Origin of the sequence: Pasteurella canis, from assembly GCF_020810675.1 — a bacterium.
Lineage (GTDB): Bacteria > Pseudomonadota > Gammaproteobacteria > Enterobacterales > Pasteurellaceae > Pasteurella > Pasteurella canis.
Genome location: NZ_CP085871.1, coordinates 454,492 through 478,440, shown reverse-complemented (window position 1 = coordinate 478,440; position 23,949 = coordinate 454,492). Strand labels below are relative to the sequence as shown.

The following is a 23,949-nucleotide window of genomic DNA, read 5'->3' as shown; positions in this document are numbered from 1 at the left end:
AATGACACAAATTAGGTTTAACAATATCAGTAAAATTTATGGTAGGGCATGCGATCAAGCACTCAACCTATTAAAAGAGAACGCCTCTAATGCAGACATATTTCAAGCAACAGGTTGCCAAATTGGTTTACGAAATATTAATTTAGAAATTAATGGAAATAGCATCTTTTGTATCATCGGTTTATCAGGTTCAGGTAAATCAACACTTGTACGTCATATCAACCGCCTCATCGAACCTAGCTCTGGTGAAGTTTGGGTGTGTGATACGAATGTGACCGCCTTAAATCAACAAGATTTACGCCAATTCCGACAACAGCGCATAAGTATGGTATTTCAACATTTTGGATTACTGCCACATTTAACCGTCAGACAAAATGTGGCTTACCCACTAAAAGTGCGTGGCATTGCAAAAAAAGAACGCCAACAACAAGCAGAGTACTGGTTAAATGAGGTTGGGTTAGCTGGATACGAAAAAGCCTATCCTATACAACTTTCAGGCGGCATGAGACAACGCGTTGGGCTTGCTCGAGCCCTAGCTGCTGATACAGATATCTTATTAATGGATGAGGCATTCTCCGCACTGGATCCACTGATTCGGATCAGGCTACAAGACCTTGTCTTAAACTTACAACAACGATTAAATAAATGTATCGTATTTATTACGCATGATATTGACGAAGCAATCAAAATGGGAAACCAAATTGCTATTTTAAATGAAGGTGAGTTAGTGCAAGTAGGAACACCACAACAATTACTACAGCATCCTACCAATGATTATGTAGCAGAATTTATGCAAACTGCGAAAGGCAATAATGTACGTTAAGAAAGCAGACAGCAGTTTACATAAACCAAGGGGGAAAAATGACAAAAATACTTGTTGTTGAAGATGAAAGTGCTATTCGAGAAATGATCGTTTTATTCTTGAGCCAGCAAGGTTACGAGATTCTAGAGGCATCAGATTATCAAAGTGCGGTCAAAAAACTTGCCGAAAAACCACAGTTGGTTCTGCTAGACTGGATGCTTCCTGGTCGCTCAGGAATCCAGTTTATTCAATACATAAAGAAACATGAAGACACTAATAAAATCCCTATTATTATGCTCACAGCAAGAAGTGATGAAGAAGATTGTGTTACTTGTTTAAACACAGGGGCTGATGATTACATAACCAAACCTTTTTCACCGAAAATATTACTTGCTCGTATTGATGCTGTTATTCGACGAGTATATGAGCAAAATAACCCTATTCTCGAAATTGATGGTCTCTGCTTAGATCAAAATGCTCTGCGTGTTTCTTATAACCAACAACTTATTAATCTCAGCTCCACTGAATTTAAATTACTCAAATTTTTTATGGAACACCCTGAAAAAGTCTATACAAGAGAACAACTACTGGATTTTATTTGGGGCAATGATATTTATGTAGAAGATCGTACAGTCGATAGCTATATTCGCCGTTTACGTCGAAGTCTAGAACCGTATGGATTTGAGCGTTATATTCAAACAGCTCGTGGAACAGGATATCGTTTTTCTAGCCAGATTCAGGATGACAGTAGATGAAAAGAAAATTTTCGATTAAGTATCTTTTAGTTGAATTAACAATGGCTATCAGTATTGCTACTCTGTTTTCCTATTTCACTCAATCTTTTCAATTTTGGCTCATAATCGTCTTACTTTGTTTGCTTGTTTGGCATCATTATAATGAATTTAAGCTACTCAAAATGCTGACCCCAGAAAGTGATCCAAGTATGAAGAAAACGCATTTATTAGATAATATTTCACAAACTGCGGCTTACTATAAGAGCAAAAATCGTCGCGAAAAAATTAAAACATTACGCCTACTGTCTAAACTTAATAAGAATATTCAATATTTACCTGATGCAATTCTCATTTGTGATGCCATGGGAAATATTTCTTGGTGTAATAATGCATCACAAGAAATGTTTTTATTTTACTGGCATAAGAAAATCCTCAATAAAAGCATATTTAGTGTGATTTTCTATCATGAATTTAAACAGTACTTTTCTCAGAATATACGTAAACGTCCCCTGGTGTTATTAACCAATGAAAATCGTTATATTGAGATCAATATTCATCAAGATGATAATCAATCTAGTGTGATTATCGCACGTGATGTCACTCAAATGATCCGTTTATTACACTCTCGCCAGACTTTTCTATCGAATATTAATCATGAGTTACGGACACCTCTTACTGTATTACAAGGGTATTTAGAATTACTAGAAACTGAACAAAATCAGACCGCACTTTCACAAAAAGCAATCCACGCGATGCAAGAACAAAGTAAACGCATGTCAAACTTATTACAACAACTTAATTTACTAGCTAAAATCGAAAATGCATCGAATAGCGAGCATCAAGTTGTCAATATGTCACGTTTAATCTCAAACTTAAAAGAAAATGCCGCTTTTTTAAACCAACACAATCACCAAATCAACTTTGAGATTACCCCCGATATTTATATTCTGGGCGATGATAGTCAGTTACAAAGTGCGGTTTCGAATTTAATCTACAATGCGATTAAACATTCAGGTGAACATTGTCAAATTGATATCCGATGGCACTATTGTGAAGAAGGTGTAAAATTTAGTGTACAAGATAATGGAATTGGCATAGCCGAACATCATTTATATCATTTAACTGAACGTTTTTATCGGGTTGATGAATCACGCAATAATCAAACGGGAGGAAATGGATTGGGTTTAGCAATTGTTAAACATGCTCTCGAACATCACCACTCTCAGCTACATATTGAAAGTAAAGAGCAAAAAGGAAGCTGTTTTTCGTTTATTATTCCTTCTCAATTAATTCATGAAGTTCATCTACAATAAAAAATCTCTTAGCATGCTAAGAGATTTTTTATTTAGAAATGACAACTAAGCACTATTTTAACATTATTTTTTCTTAAAACGCGCCGCACGTCCCACTTCTTCATCCAAGCTAATAATTTGTTTGAAGCTATTTAATAATTGTTCCTTATTTTGTGCTTGATAATAATGATTGCCTACGCATTTTTTCCACGCTGTAACTTGATCTGCAGGTGGATTAAAACCAAACGCAACAAAGGCGATTCTCGTCGGTAATGTATGAAATTTTTTATCTTGTAAAGAATCAACTCTATCTTTAATTTTCTCGCATAATCCAGAATTTATTAAGTTCACTAGTGTACCTTTTGAAGGTTGGTTATCTGTACCATCTGATAATACAAGTATAATGCGTTGAGTATTGATTTGTATTTTGTCAGGTTGTGCTTCTGGCTGTTTATTTTTATCCATCATGATATTTGCTCCAATAAGTAATCCTGATGTGACAGCCGTTCCCCCTTTCGGATTAACGCTTTCTAATGCATAAGATATATTTGGATTCTTTTTATCAAACCATGCTTGTGTCGTCTCTTTTCCATTATTACCGCCTAAACAAAAGCGTTCATCTACAAACTCAAACTCATAATCGCGATTTTGTCCATTAAAACTACTAATTTGACCGAGTGTTTTCTGTATATCTAAATAAGATTCAAAAATACGATTAATTGTATTCCAATCACCTATCTTTAATGCTTTTTTTAATAATTTTTTAGGTTCAACTTGAATACTACACACAGCATTTGAGCTTTCATAATAGGAGTTAGAGTAACATTCATGAGGATTCTGCATGACATCTTGATATACTTCTCCAAAAGAATGTAATCTATCCCCTCTATCCAAAATGATTTTTTTAACTGTTAAACTTTTTTTCCCTTCTTTTAAATAATAAGGCAAAACACATTTCTCCGTATTATCTCTTTGTCTAGCCCCTGCAGCAAAAGTAGTAAATCCCATACGATTATATGGACTGATCCCTTCTGTCTCTTTGCTAGGTAGTAACATTTGAGAAATATCTCTCACAACATCACGAAGAATATCTATTTTTCTATTCGGATATGTTCCTTGAGGCAATTCGTTTCCATATTGATCTCTTTCTTGTTGCCCCACCTCCCAAAGCATAGATTTCGAAAAATCCGACACTAGCACTAAATCAATGGGAGTCGTCAAGCCATTTTCTTTCACCGCCATGGAAATACCAGAATACATCGGTAAACGTCCACCTTTAGTTTGTGGCTTAACTAACTGTTCACTTAATGGAATCCAAAAACGACGACGAATATTCCCATCCACAACACAACTTACTGATTTCGTCGGGCTTTGTTGTGCTGTTTTTGCAGCAATTGTTTGCTCACAATGATAATTAAAGGGTTCAGGAATAGTCACTGGTTGATCTTTCTCACTACCGCCTTTATTTTCAGAGCGTAAGTATACTTTTACCATTCCCTGAATCATTTCTTGATTACGCTTATCCTGTTGTGCATCAAGCAGTGACTTATAATTTTTTTGTTCTTCTAAGGTAACTTTTTGATTTTGAACGTCTTGATGATGTGGATTTTTCCTAAATTGGTTATTCTCCGCAACGAGCATTAATGCAGCCTGTTCTGTTGCTTGAGAAAGTCTTGCTTTATCTAACAAAATCCCTGTTCCATCTACTGTAAAAGCCACTAATACAAGCAAAGGAAACGTTAATAATGCTGTCATAACAGCATAAACACCCTTTTGACTTTTATAAAAACGTTTAATCCGTAAATAATAGCGATAAATTAAATAATATTTTTTCATAATAAATCCATTTAACTTATTATTTCTCATCCCATGAGAAATAAAGATAAAATTAAAAATACATAATCATTAAAACCATATACTCAGTATCTTGTTAAACACAAAATAAAGAAAAGGAAGTAAGATAACATCGAATAGAAATAGAAGAACAAGGAAAGAAAATGTGTTTTTTCTAAAATGAATACGTTGGAACAATTGCTTACTCATCAATCTTAGTACCTCATAACCTAACAGAGATCAATATACATTATATGTGTTCAACTAATACTGTAGAATAAATATAGATGATATTAAATTTTAATCTAAAAGAAAAAACTAATAGAGTTAGATAAAAATTCTATTTCAATTCATCTATAAATAAAAATAAAATAATAGATTATAATAAAGTGGTCTTACCAGAAATTAAAAATAAAGCAAAATAAACATTAAAAACAAACAAAAATAGTTTAATTTAAAAGCAGTACGAAATATATGACTTTTATATAAAAATAAAAAGGAAATATGTATATCTATTTCCTCTTCAAATACAAGATAACATGCTCAATCATCTTGCTACAAACTATACACGTTTATTTAGTCATTTAAGCTTTGCCAAAAAAAGCGAGTATATTATGTCGAATCGCTTTTATCGGAAATTTCACTAATAATTGCCACTGTGCTTCAGTATAAAATTGATTATGAAATGGTCTTAAACGCTTATATACCTCAAAAGACTCCTCTCTACGCCCTAAACGATATAATGCCTCTGCCCAAATTAACTGTGCTTTAGCATACATAGTGATATCATCTTCTGCTGAGACCATCGTACAGGTCGCAATACATTCAGAATAACGCCTCAAATTCTTTAACAGTAAAGCCATATTCGTTTTAGCCGTAGCAAATAAACTCGCACCATCAGCTTGTTTAATTGTGTTAAGCAATTTTAGCGACTCTTCTACTTTATTTAAGCTAATCAGCACTGAACTTAAGAAAAGTTTGTCTTCTGCATCTAGAACTATTTGTTGAGAAAAGTCCAAATATAGCTGTTCTAGTTCATCAAATTTTTTCAAATAAATAAGCAAGTTTGCTAATTGCATTTGAGCTGAACGATACACCATTTTATTCTCATCAGGAATATGACGATAAATATCAAAAACATGCTCAAAGTTCCGTAACATCTTAGCGGGTTTCTCTCTTTCTAAGATCTCTAATAAAGCGGCTTTTTGAATTTGGAGTAAATGGTATAGCTCTGGTTCTGTTTGCTGATCAATATCCATTTTGTCTAATACTAATAGAGCTGCTTTCGTCTTTTTTTGTTTTGCTAACGCAATAGCTGGTCCTGCTACGCTTACAAATCGCTGGGTTATTTTGTCATCTAACATAATTAACTCGTTAAACCTCAAAAAAATGTTGTCTTAATTGCTGTAATTGATCGCGAACCGCCGCCGCTTTTTCAAATTCAAGGTCTTGTGCATATTTATACATTTGCTGCTCTAACTTCTTAATCTGTTGCTGATATTCTTTTGGTGTTTGTGGTAATTGATAAAGTGCGGTCGACTCTGCCACCTTTTTAGCCGTTTTATTGGCTTTTGCTTTATTATTTGCCCCCTGACCAATATCTAACAATTCACCAACTTTTTTATTTAGAGCTTGTGGAATAATGCCTCGCTCTTGATTATATTTCATTTGTTTTTCACGGCGACGATGCGTTTCACCAATCGCTTTTTCCATAGAGTTAGTTACACGATCCGCATATAAAATGGCTTTGCCTTTCAAGTTACGCGCTGCTCGACCAATAGTTTGTATCAGTGAGCGTTCTGAACGTAAAAAGCCTTCTTTATCCGCATCTAAAATGGCGACTAATGATACTTCGGGAATATCTAAGCCTTCTCTTAATAAGTTGATCCCCACTAACACATCAAATTCCCCTAAACGTAAGTCACGAATGATTTCAACACGCTCGACCGTATCAATATCTGAATGTAAATAACGCACTCGGATACCATGTTCATCAAGATAGTCCGTCAGATCTTCTGCCATTTTCTTAGTCAGGGTTGTCACTAATACTCGCTCATTTTGATCGGCTCTTTGACGTGCTTCAGAAAGCAAATCATCGACTTGAATAGCAACAGGGCGAATCTCGATCTCAGGATCCAGTAAACCTGTTGGACGTACAACTTGATCAATAATTTCTCCACCAGACTTTTCCAGCTCATAAGGTCCAGGTGTTGCGGATACATAAATAGTTTGTGGCGCTAAACGCTCAAACTCTTCAAAACGTAATGGTCGATTATCCAAAGCTGAGGGTAACCTAAAGCCATATTCAACTAATGTTTCTTTACGTGAACGGTCACCACGATACATGCCACCAATTTGTGGTACTGTGACATGAGATTCATCAATAATTAATAACGCATCAGATGGCATGTAATCAAATAATGTTGGTGGTGGCTCTCCTTCATTTCGCCCCGAGAGATAGCGTGAGTAATTTTCAATTCCAGAACAATAACCCAATTCATTCATCATCTCGATATCAAATTGTGTACGTTGTGTAATACGCTGTTCTTCTAACAGCTTGTTATTTTCTAACAAGAATTTTTTACGCTCTGCCAATTCAGCCTTAATTTTTTCAATTGCATCTAAAATACGCTCACGAGGCGTCACATAGTGCGTTTTCGGATAAATCGTATAACGAGGGACTGCACCGAAACTTGTTCCTGTGAGAGGATCAAATAAACTTAACCGTTCAATCTCATCATCAAATAATTCAATCCGTATTGCTCTGTCATCTGATTCAGCAGGAAAAATATCAATAATTTCCCCACGTACACGAAATGTACCACGTTGAAATGCTTGGTCATTACGGGTGTACTGTAATTCAGCTAATTTTGCTAATATTTGACGTTGGTTAATAATTGCTCCTGTTTGTAGATGGAGCATCATTTTGAGATAAGAGTCAGGATCACCCAAACCATAAATGGCAGATACAGAAGCAACAACAATAGTATCTCGGCGCTCTAAAAATGATTTTGTCGCTGACAAACGCATTTGTTCAATTTGATCATTAATTGAAGCATCTTTTTCAATAAAAGTGTCACTACTAGGCACATAAGCTTCTGGCTGATAATAATCATAATAAGATACAAAATATTCCACTGCATTTTCGGGAAAAAATGCTTTCATTTCAGCATAAAGCTGTGCGGCTAATGTTTTATTAGGTGCGAGTAACATTGCTGGACGATTTAGCGTCGCAATCACATTCGCAATCGTAAAGGTTTTACCTGAACCTGTTACACCTAATAAAGTCTGATGAGCTAAACCATTTTCTAAACCATCAATAAGTTGTTGAATTGCCTGAGGTTGATCGCCAGAGGGTTGAAAATCAGAGTGTAAAATGAAAGACTTTGTATTAATTTTTTGTGCCATATCGTCTCAACGGATCAGTTAAAAGTGCGGTCAATTTTAGCATAGTTTTACACGAAATCTTGTACTAAAAAATCTAGGTTTTACACAGACTTATAATTGTCAAGATTGAAACTTCACAAATTTGAAAAAAAATTTAAAAAATTTGCTAGAGTTTTTATAACCAATTGATAAATAAAAAAATGTTATTTTATAACCAATTAAGTGATGAAAGTGAATAATACTAGTAATGGCTTAGAGTTAGCGATTTTTTTTAACAACAACTCACAGAGTTATCCACAACCTCTGTGGATATAAAAATCATCTAAAAAAGTTGCATGTTTTTCTTTTTTTAAGGTTGACAAGGAATAATAAGCACATTATCATACGCCACCTAAATTCTTTGTGATACAGGATTTTTCCTCCTTAGTTCAGTCGGCAGAACGGCGGACTGTTAATCCGTATGTCGCTGGTTCAAGTCCAGCAGGAGGAGCCAATTTTTCTTTTGGTAGACTTTTATTTGTCTCCTTTTATAAAAGTTTATTTTTAACCAAAAGACTTTAAGCCCATATCCTCCTTATGGGCTTTTATTTTTTCATCAGTTCATCTTCTCTTTCTCTACTTTTGCATATATTATACGCGTCCAAATTTCACTATTTTTATAATAGGATTGTAGATGTTATTAGAAGCTTCTTTTGCCATTATTATCGGGTTAATTATTTTAGTTTGGAGTGCAGATCATTTTGTTGATGGCGCTGCAGCCTTAGCCCGCTATTTAGGAATGTCTCCATTATTGATTGGTATTTTAATTATTGGTTTTGGTACCTCAATGCCAGAGATGGTCGTCTCAGCACTTTCTGCATTTAATGGCAGTCCAGGTATTGCATTAGGTAATGCCTATGGTTCCAATATCACAAATATTGCGCTAATTCTCGGTTTAACTGCATTAATCAAACCATTAACCGTACATGGTAGCGTAATAAAAAAAGAGCTGCCAATATTGCTTGTTGTCACATTTATATCAGCTTATTTCTTACTTGATATGCAAATTTCCGTTTTAGAAGCTTGCATTTTACTAGGCTTTTTCATTATTTATGTGCTGTGGACAATTTGGTCAAGTAAAAAACAACGCGCATCTATCCAAGCCGCCTATGAAGAAGAAGGGGCAGAACAACACATATCACTAAAAGCATCCCTTTTTTGGCTAATTGGAGGACTTATTTTACTGATGTTGAGTTCTCAGTTACTCGTTTGGGGGGCGATAAAAGTCGCTAATTATTTAGGAGTAAGCGATCTTGTTATTGGATTGACTGTGGTTGCAATCGGAACCTCATTGCCTGAAGTAGCAGCTTCTATAGCAGCTGCGCGTAAAGGTGAAGTAGATCTTGCAGTAGGCAATATTATTGGTTCAAACTTATACAATACGTTAGCAGTTGTAGGATTAGCTGGCGTTATTATGCCAATTGAAGCAGAAAATGAAGTACTCACTCGTGATATGGTAGTGATGTCAGCCCTGACGATAGCATTATTTATCTTTGGTTTTATTGCCTACAAAAAACGCTATGCTCTAGGTCGATTAGTAGGTTTACTCTTTTTTACTAGTTACATCAGTTACACTATCTTTTTAATTCATAGCACAATTTGATACATCTTATAAAATGAAAAGCAGATCTTATGATCTGCTTTTTCCATTATTATGCATAAAAAAAGCAATTTACTGCAAATAGCCTTCATTGTATTTGTTTAAAATTAACGCATAAATAAAGCGGCTCCTCCAGTAGTAGATAATGTAGTGCCATACAATAAACTCGTTGCAAAAAAGACTAGTAAAACGCCAGCGAGCAACTTAATTAAACTTTCACTATTATGCGGTAAGCTTGATGAAAATTGGTACCATTTGCTAATTCGTAATGCACTATGCCTTGCATATAACACAATTAAAGCAAAACAAGATAAAGTCAATCCTGTTCCTATTGCCATTGCAAAAGTTGCAATAACTCCCCACAAATAGAGATCAAGCATATAAGCTAAAAACAAAATAAAAATCGCTCCTGAACATGGTCGCATACCAATACTACAGATCACTAAAAATTGTGATTTCCAATCCATCGCAGCTGCTAACTGAGTTTGATTGGGTAAGTGTTGATGACCACAACCACAAGATTGATGATGATCATGATGTGATGAAACTAACTGTTGCCCTACTTTAATTACATTTAGTGATGGGGTCTTAACGGAGAGAATTTGAGGTTGTTGTTTTCTCCTGCTTTTTACGTAAGATAAATAATAGTTTTTCCCATATTGATAACACCAACTTAATCCTAATAAAAATAACAAGAGAAAAGCTGTACGTTCTAACCAAAGTTGCGTTAATTTAAAATACTGAGAAGAAAGGTTAAGTAACACAACAATAATAGATGTTGCCGCCACAGCAACAGCACCTTGCATTAAAGAAGAAAGCAAAGTCAATTTCATGCTAGCCTTTAGCTGCGTTTGATGAGTAGATAAATAAGTTGCAATGATGAATTTACCATGTCCAGGACCTAAAGCATGAAATACACCATAAAAAAAACTTATAATAATTAACCAACCACCCGCATACCCCTTATTTTCATTAATTTGATGTAAATAGCCAGACATTAACTGGTTAAAATCACGTTGCCAAATCGCTATTTTGAAAAATAAATAAGGAAATAAAAAATAAGCAGTAACACCTAATAATAACAAAATAATACTATACTTTATTGGAAAATTTATTCGCATATTAACATCACTTTTTGCGCAAATAGTACACCCAAAGAATCATCTTCATCACGCTGAGTTTGATCTAATGAATTCGCATATTGTTTAATTTTTGCATCAACTTGTGGTTCAACAACCTCTCCACGACAATGTGTAGAAATTTGTGAAAAATCGACCGCACTTTGCTTTGTTTGATCATAATACATTGAGACATAATAAGTAGGATCATATGTCAATAAAGTGAACTGATTATTCACTAACTCTTGGGGCTTAGACAACAAAAAATCAAAATAGTACATTACTTGGTTATTATTTGCTTTCATACCGTAATTTTGTGGTTTAGCGCTATATTTTACTTTATTTCCTTGCTTATCGAATAAATAGCTGAAATAGTGTTCATGTACAATGTTACCCATCACTTCATCAATTAATTTCTGTAATGCCTTTTTATTGCCTCTTGTTTGCCGAATATCATATAGCATCGTCGCAGAACTGGCTTCATCCAAAACCCATTCCATTGAAAATCCAGTTAACAGCCTTTCTTTCACTAATATTTTTGTTTTCATTTCAATAAATGCATGTGGATGTGCATGAAGATTAAATGAAAATAAGCTGATAAAAAATAAGAAAACACTAATAGAAAACGGTTTCATTCTATCCTATCTCCGAAATGTAAATTTACGTAACAATAACTTATAAAAGTTAATAATATAATTCATTTTTGTTATAACAAATGCGTATTTTTTTACTAAAAATCACAAAAATAGTTACATTAAAGAGATTAAATACTTATTTAAAGTGATTTTTGTGACAAACTTCAAAAATAATGTAAAAATTGTTTCACATCAGTGTAAATTTATGTAAAATACAAACCGTCAAGTGATTGCTTGATATTCATAAAGTTCCTAAATAAAATAATCATAAATAGCTAAACTACTTTCCTACCCTCCAGTTCGGAGGGTTTTTTTTATCTCTAATTGGCTAATCTAGCAAATTTCAAGTAAAATAACCGCACTTTTTTTCTATTTTACAAGTATAACGAGAGAAATTATGTCATCACAATTTGTTTATACGATGCATCGCGTTGGCAAAATCGTGCCTCCGAAGCGTCATATTTTAAAAGATATCTCACTTAGCTTCTTTCCTGGCGCAAAAATCGGCGTACTCGGTTTAAACGGTGCGGGTAAATCGACCTTACTACGCATTATGGCGGGAATTGATAAAGAAATTGAAGGAGAGGCTCGCCCACAGCCAGGAATTAAAATTGGTTATTTACCGCAAGAACCAAAATTAGATCCTCAACAAACTGTACGTGAAGCAATTGAAGAAGCCGTGAGCGAAGTGAAACAAGCATTAACTCGCTTAGATGAAGTGTACTCGCTTTATGCTGACCCAGATGCAGATTTTGATAAATTAGCAGCAGAACAAGCTAAATTAGAAGCGATTATTCAAACTCACGATGGACATAATCTTGAGAATCAATTAGAGCGAGCAGCTGATGCATTACGCCTACCAGATTGGGAGGCTAAAATCGAACATTTATCAGGGGGAGAGCGCCGCCGAGTCGCGCTTTGTCGATTACTGCTCGAAAAACCTGATATGTTACTACTAGATGAACCAACTAACCATTTAGATGCAGAATCTGTTGCTTGGTTAGAGCGTTTCTTACATGATTATGAAGGTACCGTTGTTGCAATTACTCACGATCGTTACTTCTTAGATAACGTTGCAGGTTGGATCTTAGAACTTGACCGTGGTGAAGGTATTCCTTGGGAGGGTAACTATTCTTCTTGGTTAGAACAAAAAGAAAAACGTTTAGCCCAAGAACAAGCTGCTGAATCTGCACGTCAGAAATCAATTGAGAAAGAATTAGAGTGGGTTCGCCAAAATCCAAAAGGTCGCCAAGCAAAAAGCAAAGCACGTATGGCACGCTTTGAGGAACTCAATAGTGGCGAATATCAAAAACGTAACGAAACTAATGAACTATTTATTCCACCAGGTCCACGTTTAGGTGATAAAGTCATTGAGGTACAAGGACTCACTAAATCTTATGGTGATCGTACATTAATTGATAATCTTTCATTCAGTATTCCGAAAGGGGCGATTGTAGGTATTATTGGTCCTAATGGCGCAGGTAAATCCACTTTATTCCGTATGCTTGCAGGGCAAGAGCAACCTGATTCAGGTAGTGTTACTTTAGGTGAAACAGTCGTACTTGCTTCTGTTGATCAGTTCCGTGATGCAATGGATGATAAAAAAACAGTCTGGGAAGAAGTCTCTAACGGGCAAGATATTTTACGTATAGGCAACTTTGAAATTCCAAGCCGTGCTTATGTGGGACGCTTTAACTTTAAAGGCGTGGATCAACAAAAACGTGTAGGTGAATTATCTGGTGGTGAACGTGGTCGTTTACATCTGGCTAAACTCTTACAAGCTGGTGGTAACGTATTGTTATTAGACGAACCAACTAACGATCTTGACGTGGAAACTCTACGTGCACTTGAAAATGCGATCTTAGAATTCCCTGGTTGTGCAATGGTGATCTCACATGATCGCTGGTTCTTAGACCGTATCGCAACTCATATTCTAGATTACGGCGATGAAGGAAAAGTCACTTTCTATGAGGGCAACTTCTCTGACTATGAAGAGTGGAAAAAGAAAACTTTTGGTGCCGATGCAATCCAGCCACATCGAATTAAATACAAACGTATTACTAAATAACGTCCAAAAGAAACCGCACATTAAAGTGCGGTTTCTTTTTATGGAATTTTACCCAGTTATTTTATACGCTTTAAACGCCATAATTGATAAATATGAATAATGACTAAAAACGTATTCAATCCAGCGACAGGATATGCTTGAATTCGCAATGCATAGATTATAAAGAAAATTGCGCCTATCCCATTAATAACGCGTATAAAAACGATATTCTTAAATAAAAAAGAAATTGCGACTAATAATCCTGCAATATAGCCTAATAGCTCATTTACATTAAATTCCATGTTGCCTCTTTAAAATAAATTTTCTATCTCATTGATAACACTATGATAAATTATTTTTTTATTGACTTAAAGATCATCATAACTAGGCAAACGGTTGCTAGAAAGTAAATTCATTTATTTTTTAAGAAAAATTAATATAAATGTTTTTTTAGATTTCAAATAAAGATAAATTGAACTAAAAACATATATAAGCCAGTCCCCACCGCAATAGAAAGAAACATATTTTTCTGCCAAAAATGCAGTAATAACACTACTATACCAGCAACAAAATCAGGGATACCATGATGGCCATTCAGTATATCTACATTTTTATAGCAATATACAACTAACATACCAAACATTGCTGCTGGTAATACTTTACCTAAATATTGAATATAAGCTGGTATAGGTCTATTGGCAGGGAAAACCCAAAATGGCAGCCAACGAAAAAGCTGTACACCGCATATTCCCATTACAATCGTAATAATTTGCTCAGTTAAAGTCATACTTACTCCACGCTCTCTAATTTTGCACTTAATTTCACACGACGTAGGGTTAATACAAGCCAAATCCCAATCAGAGTCGGTAGTAAGAAATGTTTTTCACCTACTATTAATAATGTAGTAAATGCAATACCTAAGCCTAATAAAGAGCTTTCATGTGAGCTTTCCTTACTCCATTGTTCTGCAAAAATAACTAAAAAAAGTGCAGTCATTGCAAATTCGATACCTGTTAAATCAAAAGGTAAAATTGAGCCAAATAATGCGCCTATTGCTGCACCAATTACCCAATAGAGTTGTAGATATAAACTAATGAAGAAAAAATACCAACCACGGTCAACATTTTGCGGTACTTTTGCCATATAGTTTAATGAGAATGCTTCATCCACTAATGTACTTATCAAATACCAACGTTTTTTCCCCAAATAAGCTCCATATTTTTCTAACATAGAAATGCCATAAAAAATCTGTCGTCCACTAACCATTAATGTGATCAATAACACATTGAGGGGTGCAAAAGGTGCAACGAGTAATCCTGCGACAATAAACTCAACCGAACCAGCATAAATAAGTAATGCCATTAAAATAGGATAGATAGCCTCAAAACCAAGTGCCTTCATATAGACACCATAAGCAATCCCTAAAAATAAAAAACCAGATAAAATAGGTAAACTATAAGGAAATGCGGCTTTAGCAGCACTGAAAATTGGTCGCTCATTTACATCTAACATATTACTTATTCCAACACAGATAGACCTGGTAAAGTCGAAAAACTTTGTGCTTTCACTGTCTCATAAAAATCATCAACAAATGCAATCTTCGCATCAATCTCACGAATAGCTGCATATAAATTACTGTGTAATCCTGCTTCTGTAATTTGACGTGCGACTAAATAACCTCGATCTAAATAAGGCTTTGCTGCCCAAAAAGGTAATGCTGCAATTCCTCTTTTACTTGCAACTAATTGGATTATTGCAATAGTGAGCTCACTTGTACGACGAATAGGATTAATCCCTTTTGGATGTAATACTTTACGTAATAAATCCAGCATATCATCAGGAACAGGATAAGTGATTAGCGTTTGATCAGCAAAATCTTCTGCTTGCCACACAGTTTTATGTGCCAAAGGATGATCCTTTGCACAAAGCCCAACCATTTCATAAGAAAATAATGGCTTATGTATAATACCTGTAGTTTCTTCAATTTCAGAAACCACTGCCCAATCAGCACGATGAGTCAATAATAAACCAACCGCATCCGTATGAAAGCCTGACACGATATCTAGTTCAACTAATGGCCAATTTTGACGAAATGAGTCCATTGCAGGCATTAACCAATCAAAACAAGTATGGCATTCTACTGCAATACGTAATTCACCTGCTTCGCCTTGTTTAACTCGAGAAAGATCTCGCTCTGCCTCGATCACTTTCGGTAAGATTTCATTAGCCAGTTTAATTAAACGCTCACCCGCTGGAGTAAACCGCAAAGGTTGTGTTTTACGTTCAAATAGCGGTAACCCATAATGCTCCTCTAGTAATTTTAATTGGTGCGAGAGTGCGGACTGAGTTAAATATACACGTTTAGCTGCCAGAGACACACTACCTGTTTCTTTAAGTGCAAGTAATGTTTTAAGGTGACGTAATTCTAAAAAAATTGGTTTCATTAAAATAATTCATAAAAAAGTAAAAGAATTGAGATTCCTATCATATATTAAAATGGATAAAAAAGAATAAAGTGCGGTTATTTTTTCACAATTTTTCTCTCGTATCTCTACTCTGTGAACTTTCATTCAAATAACAACACAAACGTCACATCACTACACTCTCAAAAGCTATGGCAGAACTTTTTAACTAAGTTAAATATATTTAAAATTCACCGCACTTTTTCCTTAACAAACCTATATCATTAAAAATTTTCATGTTATTTGTGAAAATTATGATGTTGCATAATATTAAAAAGTCCGCCATTCTACATCAAAACAGACGTTTAGACGTCCAATTTTAAAATAAATAATATCACTTTAAGAGGAATTACTATGACAACATCTCATATCGCAGGCTTTCCGCGTGTTGGAGCCAAGCGTGAACTTAAATTTGCCCAAGAACGTTATTGGCGCGGTGAAATTAATGAACAAGATTTATTAGAAATTGCACAAAAATTACGAGCAATCAACTGGCAGCACCAAGCGAATGCGAACACTGATTATGTTTCTGTTGCTGATTTTACATTCTATGATCATATTCTAGATCTACAAGTTGCTACAGGTGCTATTCCTAGTCGCTTTGGCTTTGATAGCCAAAATTTAAGCTTAAATGAATATTTTCAACTTGCTCGAGGTAATAAAAATCAATTTGCTCTTGAAATGACAAAATGGTTTGACACTAACTACCACTATCTCGTACCAGAATTGACTAAACAGACAAAATTTAAAGCAAACCCAACGCATTATGTACAACAAATTCGCGAAGCAAAAGCATTAGGTTTGAAATGTAAACCTACTATTGTTGGACCATTAACTTTCCTATGGCTTGGTAAAGAAAAAGGTGACCGATTCAATCGTTTTGAACTCCTCGCAGAACTGCTGCCTGTCTACATAGATATTCTGAATGCATTAACCGCTGAAGGCGCTGAGTGGATTCAAATTGATGAACCAGCTTTAGTCGTAGATTTACCAGATGAGTGGCTTGATGCTTATAACGCGGTATATACAATATTAAGCGAGACTGTTAACGCGAAACTACTTATCGCCACTTACTTTGGTTCAGTAGCAGAACACGCAAAACTACTCAAATCATTGCCTGTCGCAGGAATACATATTGACTTAGTACGAGCACCAGAACAACTTGTTGCATTTGAAAACTATGACAAAGTGCTTTCTGTTGGAGTAATTGATGGACGCAATATTTGGCGATCGAATTTACATGAGGTACTAGATATTCTTGAACCGTTAAAAGCAAGATTAGGAGAAAATCTTTGGATCGCACCAAGCTGCTCATTACTTCATACACCTTATGACCTTGAAGTTGAAACACAGCTCAAAGCAAATAAACCTGAACTGTATGATTGGCTAGCCTTTACATTACAAAAAATACAAGAATTACGCATTATTAAAACTGCACTTGAACAAGGTCGTCTTGCCGTTCAAGATGAACTTGATGCAAGTCAAGTAGCGGCTAATACTCGTGAAAATAGTCGCGAGATTCATCGTCCCGAAGTCACTGAACGTTTAGCTAACTTACCAATCAATGCAGACCAACGTCAATCACCTTTTGCAGAACGTATTATCAAACAAAATGCTTGGTTGAATTTACCTAAACTCCCAACAACTAATATTGGCTCATTCCCACAAACTGTTGAAATTCGTCAAGCGCGAGCTAAATTTAAGAAAGGTGAACTTAGTCTAATAGATTATGAGTCGGCAATGAAAAAAGAAATTGAATTTGTTATACGTCGCCAAGAAGAGCTTGAACTTGATGTATTGGTGCATGGAGAAGCAGAACGTAACGACATGGTGGAATATTTTGGTGAATTATTGGATGGATTTGCATTTACAAAATTTGGCTGGGTACAAAGTTATGGCTCACGTTGTGTCAAACCGCCCATCATTTATGGTGATGTAGTACGTCCACAACCGATGACAGTACGCTGGTCTAAGTATGCGCAAAGTCTGACCAATCGAGTGATGAAAGGCATGTTAACTGGTCCAGTGACGATTCTACAATGGTCATTTGTACGTAACGATATTCCTCGTTCCACCATATGCAAACAAATTGCAGTCGCACTTTCTGATGAGGTATTAGATTTAGAAGCAGCTGGTATCAAAGTAATTCAAATTGATGAACCTGCAATTCGCGAAGGTTTACCACTAAAACGCGCAGATTGGGATAGTTATCTCCAATGGGCAAGCGAATCATTCCGTTTAAGTGCAATGGGCTGCCAAGATGACACACAGATTCATACCCACATGTGTTACTCTGAGTTTAACGATATTTTACCTGCAATTGCCAGTTTAGATGCGGATGTGATCACGATTGAAACGTCACGTTCTGACATGGAATTATTAACGGCATTTGGAAATTTCAAATATCCAAATGACATTGGACCAGGTGTGTATGATATCCATAGCCCACGTGTACCAGAAGCAAACGAAATTGAACATTTGTTACGCAAAGCGCTCAAGGTTATTCCAGCAGAACGCCTATGGGTTAATCCAGATTGTGGCTTAAAAACACGCGCTTGGTCTGAAACTATTGCTGCATTACGAGTTATGGTTGAAGTAACTAAAAAATTACGTGCAGAACTTAGCTAAAGTTACCAATTGCTCCTAACATATTGCTCCCAATAGCGTCAATGCTGGGGGCTTTTTTATTGATAAATGAAATCAAAAATATTGACGAAGGCGTGATTCCTACTCAAAATACGGCATTATTTCTTGTCCACAACTTAGGGTGTAATAATGGATTCACTTACACAATTTGTTTTAGGTTCTGCTATACAAGGTGTTGGCATGGGAAAGTATCAAGGACGCAAATCGTTAGTTTACGGTGGGTTACTTGGTACACTTCCTGATTTAGATGTATTTATTCGCTATGCCGATCCTATTTCTTCTATGACTTATCATCGTGGTTTTAGTCATTCGATTTTCTTACTGACCGCACTTGCGTTCTTAATTACATGGATTACATTTAAGCGAAAAAGTCATTTACCTTTTACCTTTCGAAGGTTATTTCTAACGCTCACCTTAGCACTTGTCACACACCCTATTATTGATGCTATGACGGTCTATGGTACTCAACTTTTTTGGCCGCTACCATTTGAACCGATTACTTTTTCAACTGTTTTTGTGATCGATCCAATTTATACTTTGCCATTAGTGTTCACTTGTATCTGGGCATATTGCAAGAAACTAGACAGTCGTTCAGTAAAAGCTATGTCCATTGCACTCTTATTTGGTTGTATATACTTTACTATTGGTTTTCTTGGACGCAGTTACCATGAGCAACGCATTGAAAACATGTTGACTCAACACGGTATTGAAGTAGACAAAGTATTAGCCACACCGACTCCATTTAATACTGTGCTTTGGCGTGTACTTGCTATAGATAAACAAGGTAATTTATATGATGCAATAAGTGGTTGGCTTGATAATGGCTCTCCCGAATTCATTAAAATCCCATTGAATCTTGAATTAAAAGCAAACATTATCGCCGATTCACCACAATTACAACGTTTAGAATGGTTCAGTGGCCATTGGATTCATTATGAACAAATTGAAGATCAACTTATCGCAAGTGATACTCGAATGGGCTTAGCGGGTCAGTTTAACTTCCGCTTTGTCGTAGCCGAAAAGCAGAATCAAGAATGGAAAGCCATTCTACCAATTCAATACCCAACAGCTACTTATCATATCAACAAGACAATCTTGGCAAAATTTTGGCAACGTATTTGGTCAGACGACGAGCCTCTTCCTTTAGGAGATTGGGCAAGGCTATGACTTGTTTTAAACTAATCAAAGTGCGGTCAAATTTTTTATATTTCTACCGCACTTTGTGTTAACAAATACAGAAAACACTTACTATTTATAATATCTAGATAGTGACTATCCGATAACTCAAACCTACACCAACAAGAATACAGTCTTGCATTATTAACTATTTTCCCTCCATAGACTTTAACAAAAAACCTATGTATTCCCATCATAAATGCCATCCTTGGCTAAAATAATTACACTTCCTACTGTAAATTGCTTTGCTTGTAGAGAGTCTATGTCTGATTAGCTATTTAGTTTCCCAACTAATTCTTTAATACTTGTACCATTATCCATATGTAAATATGTTGCTATCCTATGCTCTGAATGATGTCGTTCTGTTGATAATTCATCGCGATATATTCATCTCTAAAAAGGTAAATACTTTTACTTATTTGTATTTTTTAGTGGTATTCAGTGCACCTGCTTTGATGTCTTTCTCTCATCAAACAGTTACCCCGATATTTACTCCCTAATATTCATCTTTGTTGAACCTGTTTTAAATTTTCTGGTTATTCTAGATTGACAGCATCCTTGCTGTCTTTACCATCCATGAAATTTTAGTTTACTTTTGCTTTATCAACATATCCTACCGTTACCAGCATGCTAATAACTGTAGGATATAGTTCCTTTCTTTCCATTATAAAGGGCATCATTTTTTAGATTATTCAAGTGATTATGCTGAATAATTTCATTCACAATTTTTGGAATATCAATATAAAATTGAGTTGGTAAAGAGAAAAATAGAAGTGAGACTAAAGTAGTTAATAGGGATTTAAGTAGCTCTTTATTTAAACTAATTTTAGTTATAGAAGAAAAAAATAGTCTATTATGTTCTTTGATTAATTTATCTTTCCTTATCTTTGATGACATTATTGTATTTTCAATAATGTAAGAGATGTAATTCATAAAGTTCCTTTTTGTATATAAAAATAAGCAGCTCAAAAAATAAATAATTAAAAGTAAATTAATTTATGTTTTCCAAAAACATGGGGCGCGTATTCTACTCATCTCTTAATATAATGTCCAAAATAAAAATAGAGGAAAATGTTCAAGAGATGAGTTTATATACAAAGTGAGTTTTAATTATAATCTAATAACGTTCTGGCCATATTTCTTGTACAGGAATACCAATAAAATCAGCGATTATTTTTTCACCTTTAGGGTATTTTCGATCTAATGCATTATTAAGTGTTCGGGGATGTAAACCTGCTTGAATTGAAAGTTGAGCGAGTGAACTGCCTTTTTCCTTAATTGCAGCAATAATATATGCACGATGCATATTCTTTTTACTCTTTTTCATTATGTGATATCCTTATGACTTAAATTAATACATGCTTTAGCACACATGTGAGTAACTGATAAGAACTATACAATTATTTTAAAAGGAACTCAATAGTTCTTTTCAATAAATTTATTCCTTTGCTTGAATTACAAGCAATATAATAGAGTTAAGGCATCACAAAATTAACATCACTCGAGTTCCTTAAAAGGTTTTTATGCAGAACTATCAAGAATGGTTTTCAATAAAAGAACTCATGGAAAAAGGATTATATTTACCTTCATCCGATAAAGGTATTGTAAAAAAAGCAGCCCGTGAAGGCTGGAAAAAGCGCCAAAGAGAGGGAGTTAAAGGAAGAACATTTGAATACCACTATTCTTCATTTCCAGTGGCTGTACAAAAACAACTCGGGTTGTATGATGAAAATAATCCAGTAAATACATCCACTTGTCTTAATGATATCGATGAGAAAACGCATCATTATTCAACTCAGCTACAGATTACACAAGCCATAAATACAGCACAACAGATACAAATTCCTGTTTACCATCATCTTACGACAAATTGTTTTAAACATTCAGCTGATGATTATATTGGCTTAAATCCACAATGGTTAAGTTTGAGAGGAATTACACCTAATCAGCTTGTATTTGTAATTGCTTCAGGTGATAGTATGCAGCCTACTATTCATAGTGGCGATATTTTATTGATTAACCGAGCAATCACAACACCTAAAGATGGTGAAATTTATCTCATGCGTTTTGGTAAACAAATATGGATAAAGAGAATTCAAGGAGTACCAAATGGTATTCGCTTAATTAGTGATAACCAGATTATTTATCCACCTATTGAATTGGATCTTGAAACAGCTGAAAACTTTGAAATTATTGGTCGAATTGTCTTTATAGGTCATCATTTAATTTAATTTTGAAGAAAGAATATTGATTTTACTTTTGGTTAACTTTTATTTGAATACTATAAAAATTAGCTATTAAAAATAAAATCTTTATTACAAAATTAAATTAATATAAATAAATTAACTTAAATAAAGACATATATAATTCAATTTTTAATTTAAAATAATTATAAAAAGACGAGATTTTATCTTTATTTTGTTCTATAAAAAATCTGCACTTAAACTGAGTAATTCTTCTAGTCTAAGTGCAGATCTTATTTTGTTTTATCTTAAATAAAACTTAACGCCAAGATTTATATTGATTAATAAGACCATTTGTTGAACTATCATGACTTTCAACTCTATCATTATTAGCTAGCTCAGGTAAAATACGATTTGCTAATTGTTTACCTAACTCTACGCCCCATTGGTCAAAGCTGTAAATATTGAAAATCACGCCTTGTACAAAGATTTTATGCTCATACATTGCAATTAATGCACCTAATGTAAATGGTGTAATTTTTTGAACCAAAATTGAGTTAGTAGGTTTATTACCAGTAAATACTTTAAATGGCACAATATCTTTTACATCATCTAATGATTTACCAGCTTTCACAAATTCAGCCTCGACTTCCTCTTTGGTTTTACCAAATGCTAATGCTTCAGTCTGTGCAAAGAAGTTAGATAAGAGTTTTTGGTGATGATCTGCTAATGGATTATGCGTTTGCGCTGGAGCGATAAAATCACAAGGGATTAATGTAGTACCTTGGTGAATTAATTGATAAAACGCGTGTTGACCATTGGTACCAGGTTCTCCCCAGATAATTGGACCTGTTTGATAGTTATTAATTACCTCACCATTGCGATCAACATATTTACCATTGGATTCCATATTACCCTGTTGGAAATACGCAGCAAAACGGTGTAAATATTGATCATAAGGTAAAATCGCTTCGGTTTGTGCGCCTAAGAAATTGGTATTCCATAAACCGACTAACGCTAATGTGGTTGGGATATTTTGTTCAATCGGTGCAGTACAGAAATGCTTATCCATTTCATGTGCGCCTGCTAAAAGCGCTTCAAAATTATCAAAACCAATAGATAATGCAATAGATAAGCCTATCGCAGACCACAATGAATAGCGACCGCCTACCCAGTCCCAAAACTCAAACATATTATTGGTATCAATACCAAATTCAGCAACCGCTTTTCCGTTAGTTGAAAGTGCCGCAAAATGTTTTGCCACGTGCTCTTCTTCTTTTGCACTTGCTAAAAACCACTCACGAGCAGACAATGCATTAGTCATTGTTTCCTGTGTGGTAAACGTTTTTGACGCCACTAAAAATAATGTTGTTTCTGGGTTTACTTTTTTCAACACCTCTGCAATGTGTGTACCATCAACGTTAGATACAAAGTGTAAATTCAAGTGGTTTTTATATGGACGTAAGGCTTCGGTCACCATATAAGGCCCTAAATCTGAACCACCGATACCAATATTAATTACATCAGTAATTGCTTTGCCTGTATAGCCTTTCCACTCTCCTGAAATCACACGATGGCAGAAGTCTTTCATTTTTGCTAACACGGCGTTCACTTCTGGCATCACATCTTTACCATCAACCAAAACGGGGGTATTAGAACGGTTACGAAGTGCTGTGTGTAATACAGCGCGATCTTCCGTTTTATTGATTCTAGCCCCAGTAAACATCGCTTCAATCGCCTCTGATAATGCACATTCACTTGCTAACTGGCGCAATAATCCCAATGTTTCTTTCGTCACATTATTTTTTGAGAAATCCACTAATACTTCATTATTAAAAGATAATGAATAATTCGCAAAACGATCTTTTTCTTGTGCAAAAAGTTGTTGAATTGAGACATCACTTTGTGCTTTATGATGCTGCTCTAATGCCTTCCAAGCATTAGTTTTTGTCGGGTTGATGTTTTTCATTATTGTTTTCCTTATTTTGCAAATAT

19 protein-coding genes and 1 tRNA gene are annotated in these 23,949 nt (G+C 34.9%); 9 read left to right on the top strand and 11 right to left on the bottom strand.

The window, feature by feature from the left end:
• The first annotated feature begins 1 nt into the window (after position 1).
• The 3 genes from K7G93_RS02200 to phoR are packed head-to-tail and all read left to right on the top strand — an operon-like array spanning position 2 to position 2,849.
• Positions 2 to 823: a quaternary amine ABC transporter ATP-binding protein gene (locus K7G93_RS02200; RefSeq protein ID WP_053088917.1), complete on the top strand. Its 822-nt coding sequence runs from the start codon at positions 2 to 4 to the stop codon at positions 821 to 823.
• Positions 824 to 861: 38 nt separating this feature from the next.
• Positions 862 to 1,557, top strand: coding sequence for a phosphate regulon transcriptional regulator PhoB (gene phoB / locus K7G93_RS02195; protein WP_115322846.1), 696 nt, complete (start codon positions 862 to 864; stop codon positions 1,555 to 1,557).
• The gene (phoR, locus tag K7G93_RS02190) at positions 1,554 to 2,849 is read left to right on the top strand and encodes a phosphate regulon sensor histidine kinase PhoR (protein WP_228400418.1); all 1,296 of its coding nucleotides are present in this window, start codon (positions 1,554 to 1,556) and stop codon (positions 2,847 to 2,849) included. Before phoB ends, phoR begins: the two co-directional genes overlap by 4 nt.
• 63 nt (positions 2,850 to 2,912) lie before the next feature.
• On the opposite strand, the gene K7G93_RS02185 is transcribed toward phoR, so the two are convergent.
• From K7G93_RS02185 to uvrB, 3 genes are all read right to left on the bottom strand, one after another.
• Positions 2,913 to 4,664: a TadE/TadG family type IV pilus assembly protein gene (locus K7G93_RS02185; protein WP_228400417.1), complete on the bottom strand. Its 1,752-nt coding sequence runs from the start codon at positions 4,662 to 4,664 to the stop codon at positions 2,913 to 2,915.
• A 581-nt stretch (positions 4,665 to 5,245) separates the two neighbouring features.
• Entirely contained in the window at positions 5,246 to 6,025 is a 780-nt protein-coding gene (locus tag K7G93_RS02180; RefSeq protein WP_228400416.1) for a tetratricopeptide repeat protein, read from the bottom strand.
• 10 nt (positions 6,026 to 6,035) lie between these two features.
• Complete coding sequence (uvrB, locus tag K7G93_RS02175; protein WP_049215090.1) at positions 6,036 to 8,069, bottom strand: excinuclease ABC subunit UvrB; 2,034 nt, start codon at positions 8,067 to 8,069, stop codon at positions 6,036 to 6,038.
• Positions 8,070 to 8,465: 396 nt separating this feature from the next.
• Here uvrB and K7G93_RS02170 point away from each other — a divergent pair.
• Both K7G93_RS02170 and K7G93_RS02165 read left to right on the top strand, forming a co-directional pair.
• Positions 8,466 to 8,541: transfer RNA gene (locus K7G93_RS02170), tRNA-Asn, on the top strand.
• A 180-nt stretch (positions 8,542 to 8,721) separates the two neighbouring features.
• Complete coding sequence (locus K7G93_RS02165; protein WP_115322851.1) at positions 8,722 to 9,690, top strand: calcium/sodium antiporter; 969 nt, start codon at positions 8,722 to 8,724, stop codon at positions 9,688 to 9,690.
• A 104-nt stretch (positions 9,691 to 9,794) separates the two neighbouring features.
• On the opposite strand, the gene zevB is transcribed toward K7G93_RS02165, so the two are convergent.
• Positions 9,795 to 10,808, bottom strand: a complete 1,014-nt coding sequence (gene zevB / locus K7G93_RS02160) for a nickel/cobalt transporter (protein WP_228400415.1) — start codon at positions 10,806 to 10,808, stop codon at positions 9,795 to 9,797.
• Positions 10,799 to 11,440, bottom strand: a complete 642-nt coding sequence (gene zevA, locus K7G93_RS02155) for a zinc transporter binding subunit ZevA (protein ID WP_228400414.1) — start codon at positions 11,438 to 11,440, stop codon at positions 10,799 to 10,801. Before zevA ends, zevB begins: the two co-directional genes overlap by 10 nt.
• 397 nt (positions 11,441 to 11,837) lie before the next feature.
• On the opposite strand from zevA, the gene ettA reads away from it, so the two are divergent.
• A complete protein-coding gene (gene ettA, locus K7G93_RS02150; protein WP_228400413.1) occupies positions 11,838 to 13,508 on the top strand; it encodes an energy-dependent translational throttle protein EttA in 1,671 nt (556 codons plus the stop codon).
• 56 nt (positions 13,509 to 13,564) lie between these two features.
• Here ettA and K7G93_RS02145 read toward each other — a convergent pair whose 3' ends face one another.
• From K7G93_RS02145 to K7G93_RS02130, 4 genes are all read right to left on the bottom strand, one after another.
• On the bottom strand, positions 13,565 to 13,789 hold the full coding sequence (locus tag K7G93_RS02145; RefSeq protein WP_115322853.1) for a YgjV family protein: 225 nt from the start codon (positions 13,787 to 13,789) through the stop codon (positions 13,565 to 13,567).
• Between the two features lie 155 nt (positions 13,790 to 13,944).
• On the bottom strand, positions 13,945 to 14,274 hold the full coding sequence (locus K7G93_RS02140; RefSeq protein WP_160531493.1) for a branched-chain amino acid transporter permease: 330 nt from the start codon (positions 14,272 to 14,274) through the stop codon (positions 13,945 to 13,947).
• A gap of 2 nt (positions 14,275 to 14,276) precedes the next feature.
• Positions 14,277 to 14,999 (bottom strand): azaleucine resistance protein AzlC, encoded by a 723-nt coding sequence (gene azlC / locus K7G93_RS02135; protein ID WP_228400412.1) that lies wholly within the window; start codon positions 14,997 to 14,999, stop codon positions 14,277 to 14,279.
• A gap of 5 nt (positions 15,000 to 15,004) precedes the next feature.
• Entirely contained in the window at positions 15,005 to 15,931 is a 927-nt protein-coding gene (locus K7G93_RS02130) for a LysR family transcriptional regulator (RefSeq protein WP_227798179.1), read from the bottom strand.
• A 372-nt stretch (positions 15,932 to 16,303) separates the two neighbouring features.
• Between K7G93_RS02130 and metE the strand changes: the two genes are divergently transcribed.
• A complete protein-coding gene (gene metE / locus K7G93_RS02125; RefSeq protein ID WP_226690937.1) occupies positions 16,304 to 18,577 on the top strand; it encodes a 5-methyltetrahydropteroyltriglutamate--homocysteine S-methyltransferase in 2,274 nt (757 codons plus the stop codon).
• Between the two features lie 147 nt (positions 18,578 to 18,724).
• A complete protein-coding gene (locus tag K7G93_RS02120; RefSeq protein ID WP_226690936.1) occupies positions 18,725 to 19,762 on the top strand; it encodes a metal-dependent hydrolase in 1,038 nt (345 codons plus the stop codon).
• 1,126 nt (positions 19,763 to 20,888) lie between these two features.
• Here the strand turns inward: K7G93_RS02120 and K7G93_RS02115 are convergent.
• A complete protein-coding gene (locus K7G93_RS02115; protein WP_049215104.1) occupies positions 20,889 to 21,098 on the bottom strand; it encodes a helix-turn-helix domain-containing protein in 210 nt (69 codons plus the stop codon).
• Between the two features lie 196 nt (positions 21,099 to 21,294).
• Between K7G93_RS02115 and K7G93_RS02110 the strand changes: the two genes are divergently transcribed.
• Positions 21,295 to 22,002, top strand: a complete 708-nt coding sequence (locus tag K7G93_RS02110; protein WP_223668108.1) for a helix-turn-helix domain-containing protein — start codon at positions 21,295 to 21,297, stop codon at positions 22,000 to 22,002.
• 271 nt (positions 22,003 to 22,273) lie between these two features.
• On the opposite strand, the gene pgi is transcribed toward K7G93_RS02110, so the two are convergent.
• A complete protein-coding gene (gene pgi / locus K7G93_RS02105) occupies positions 22,274 to 23,923 on the bottom strand; it encodes a glucose-6-phosphate isomerase (RefSeq protein WP_226690935.1) in 1,650 nt (549 codons plus the stop codon).
• Between the last annotated feature and the right edge of the window lie 26 nt (positions 23,924 to 23,949).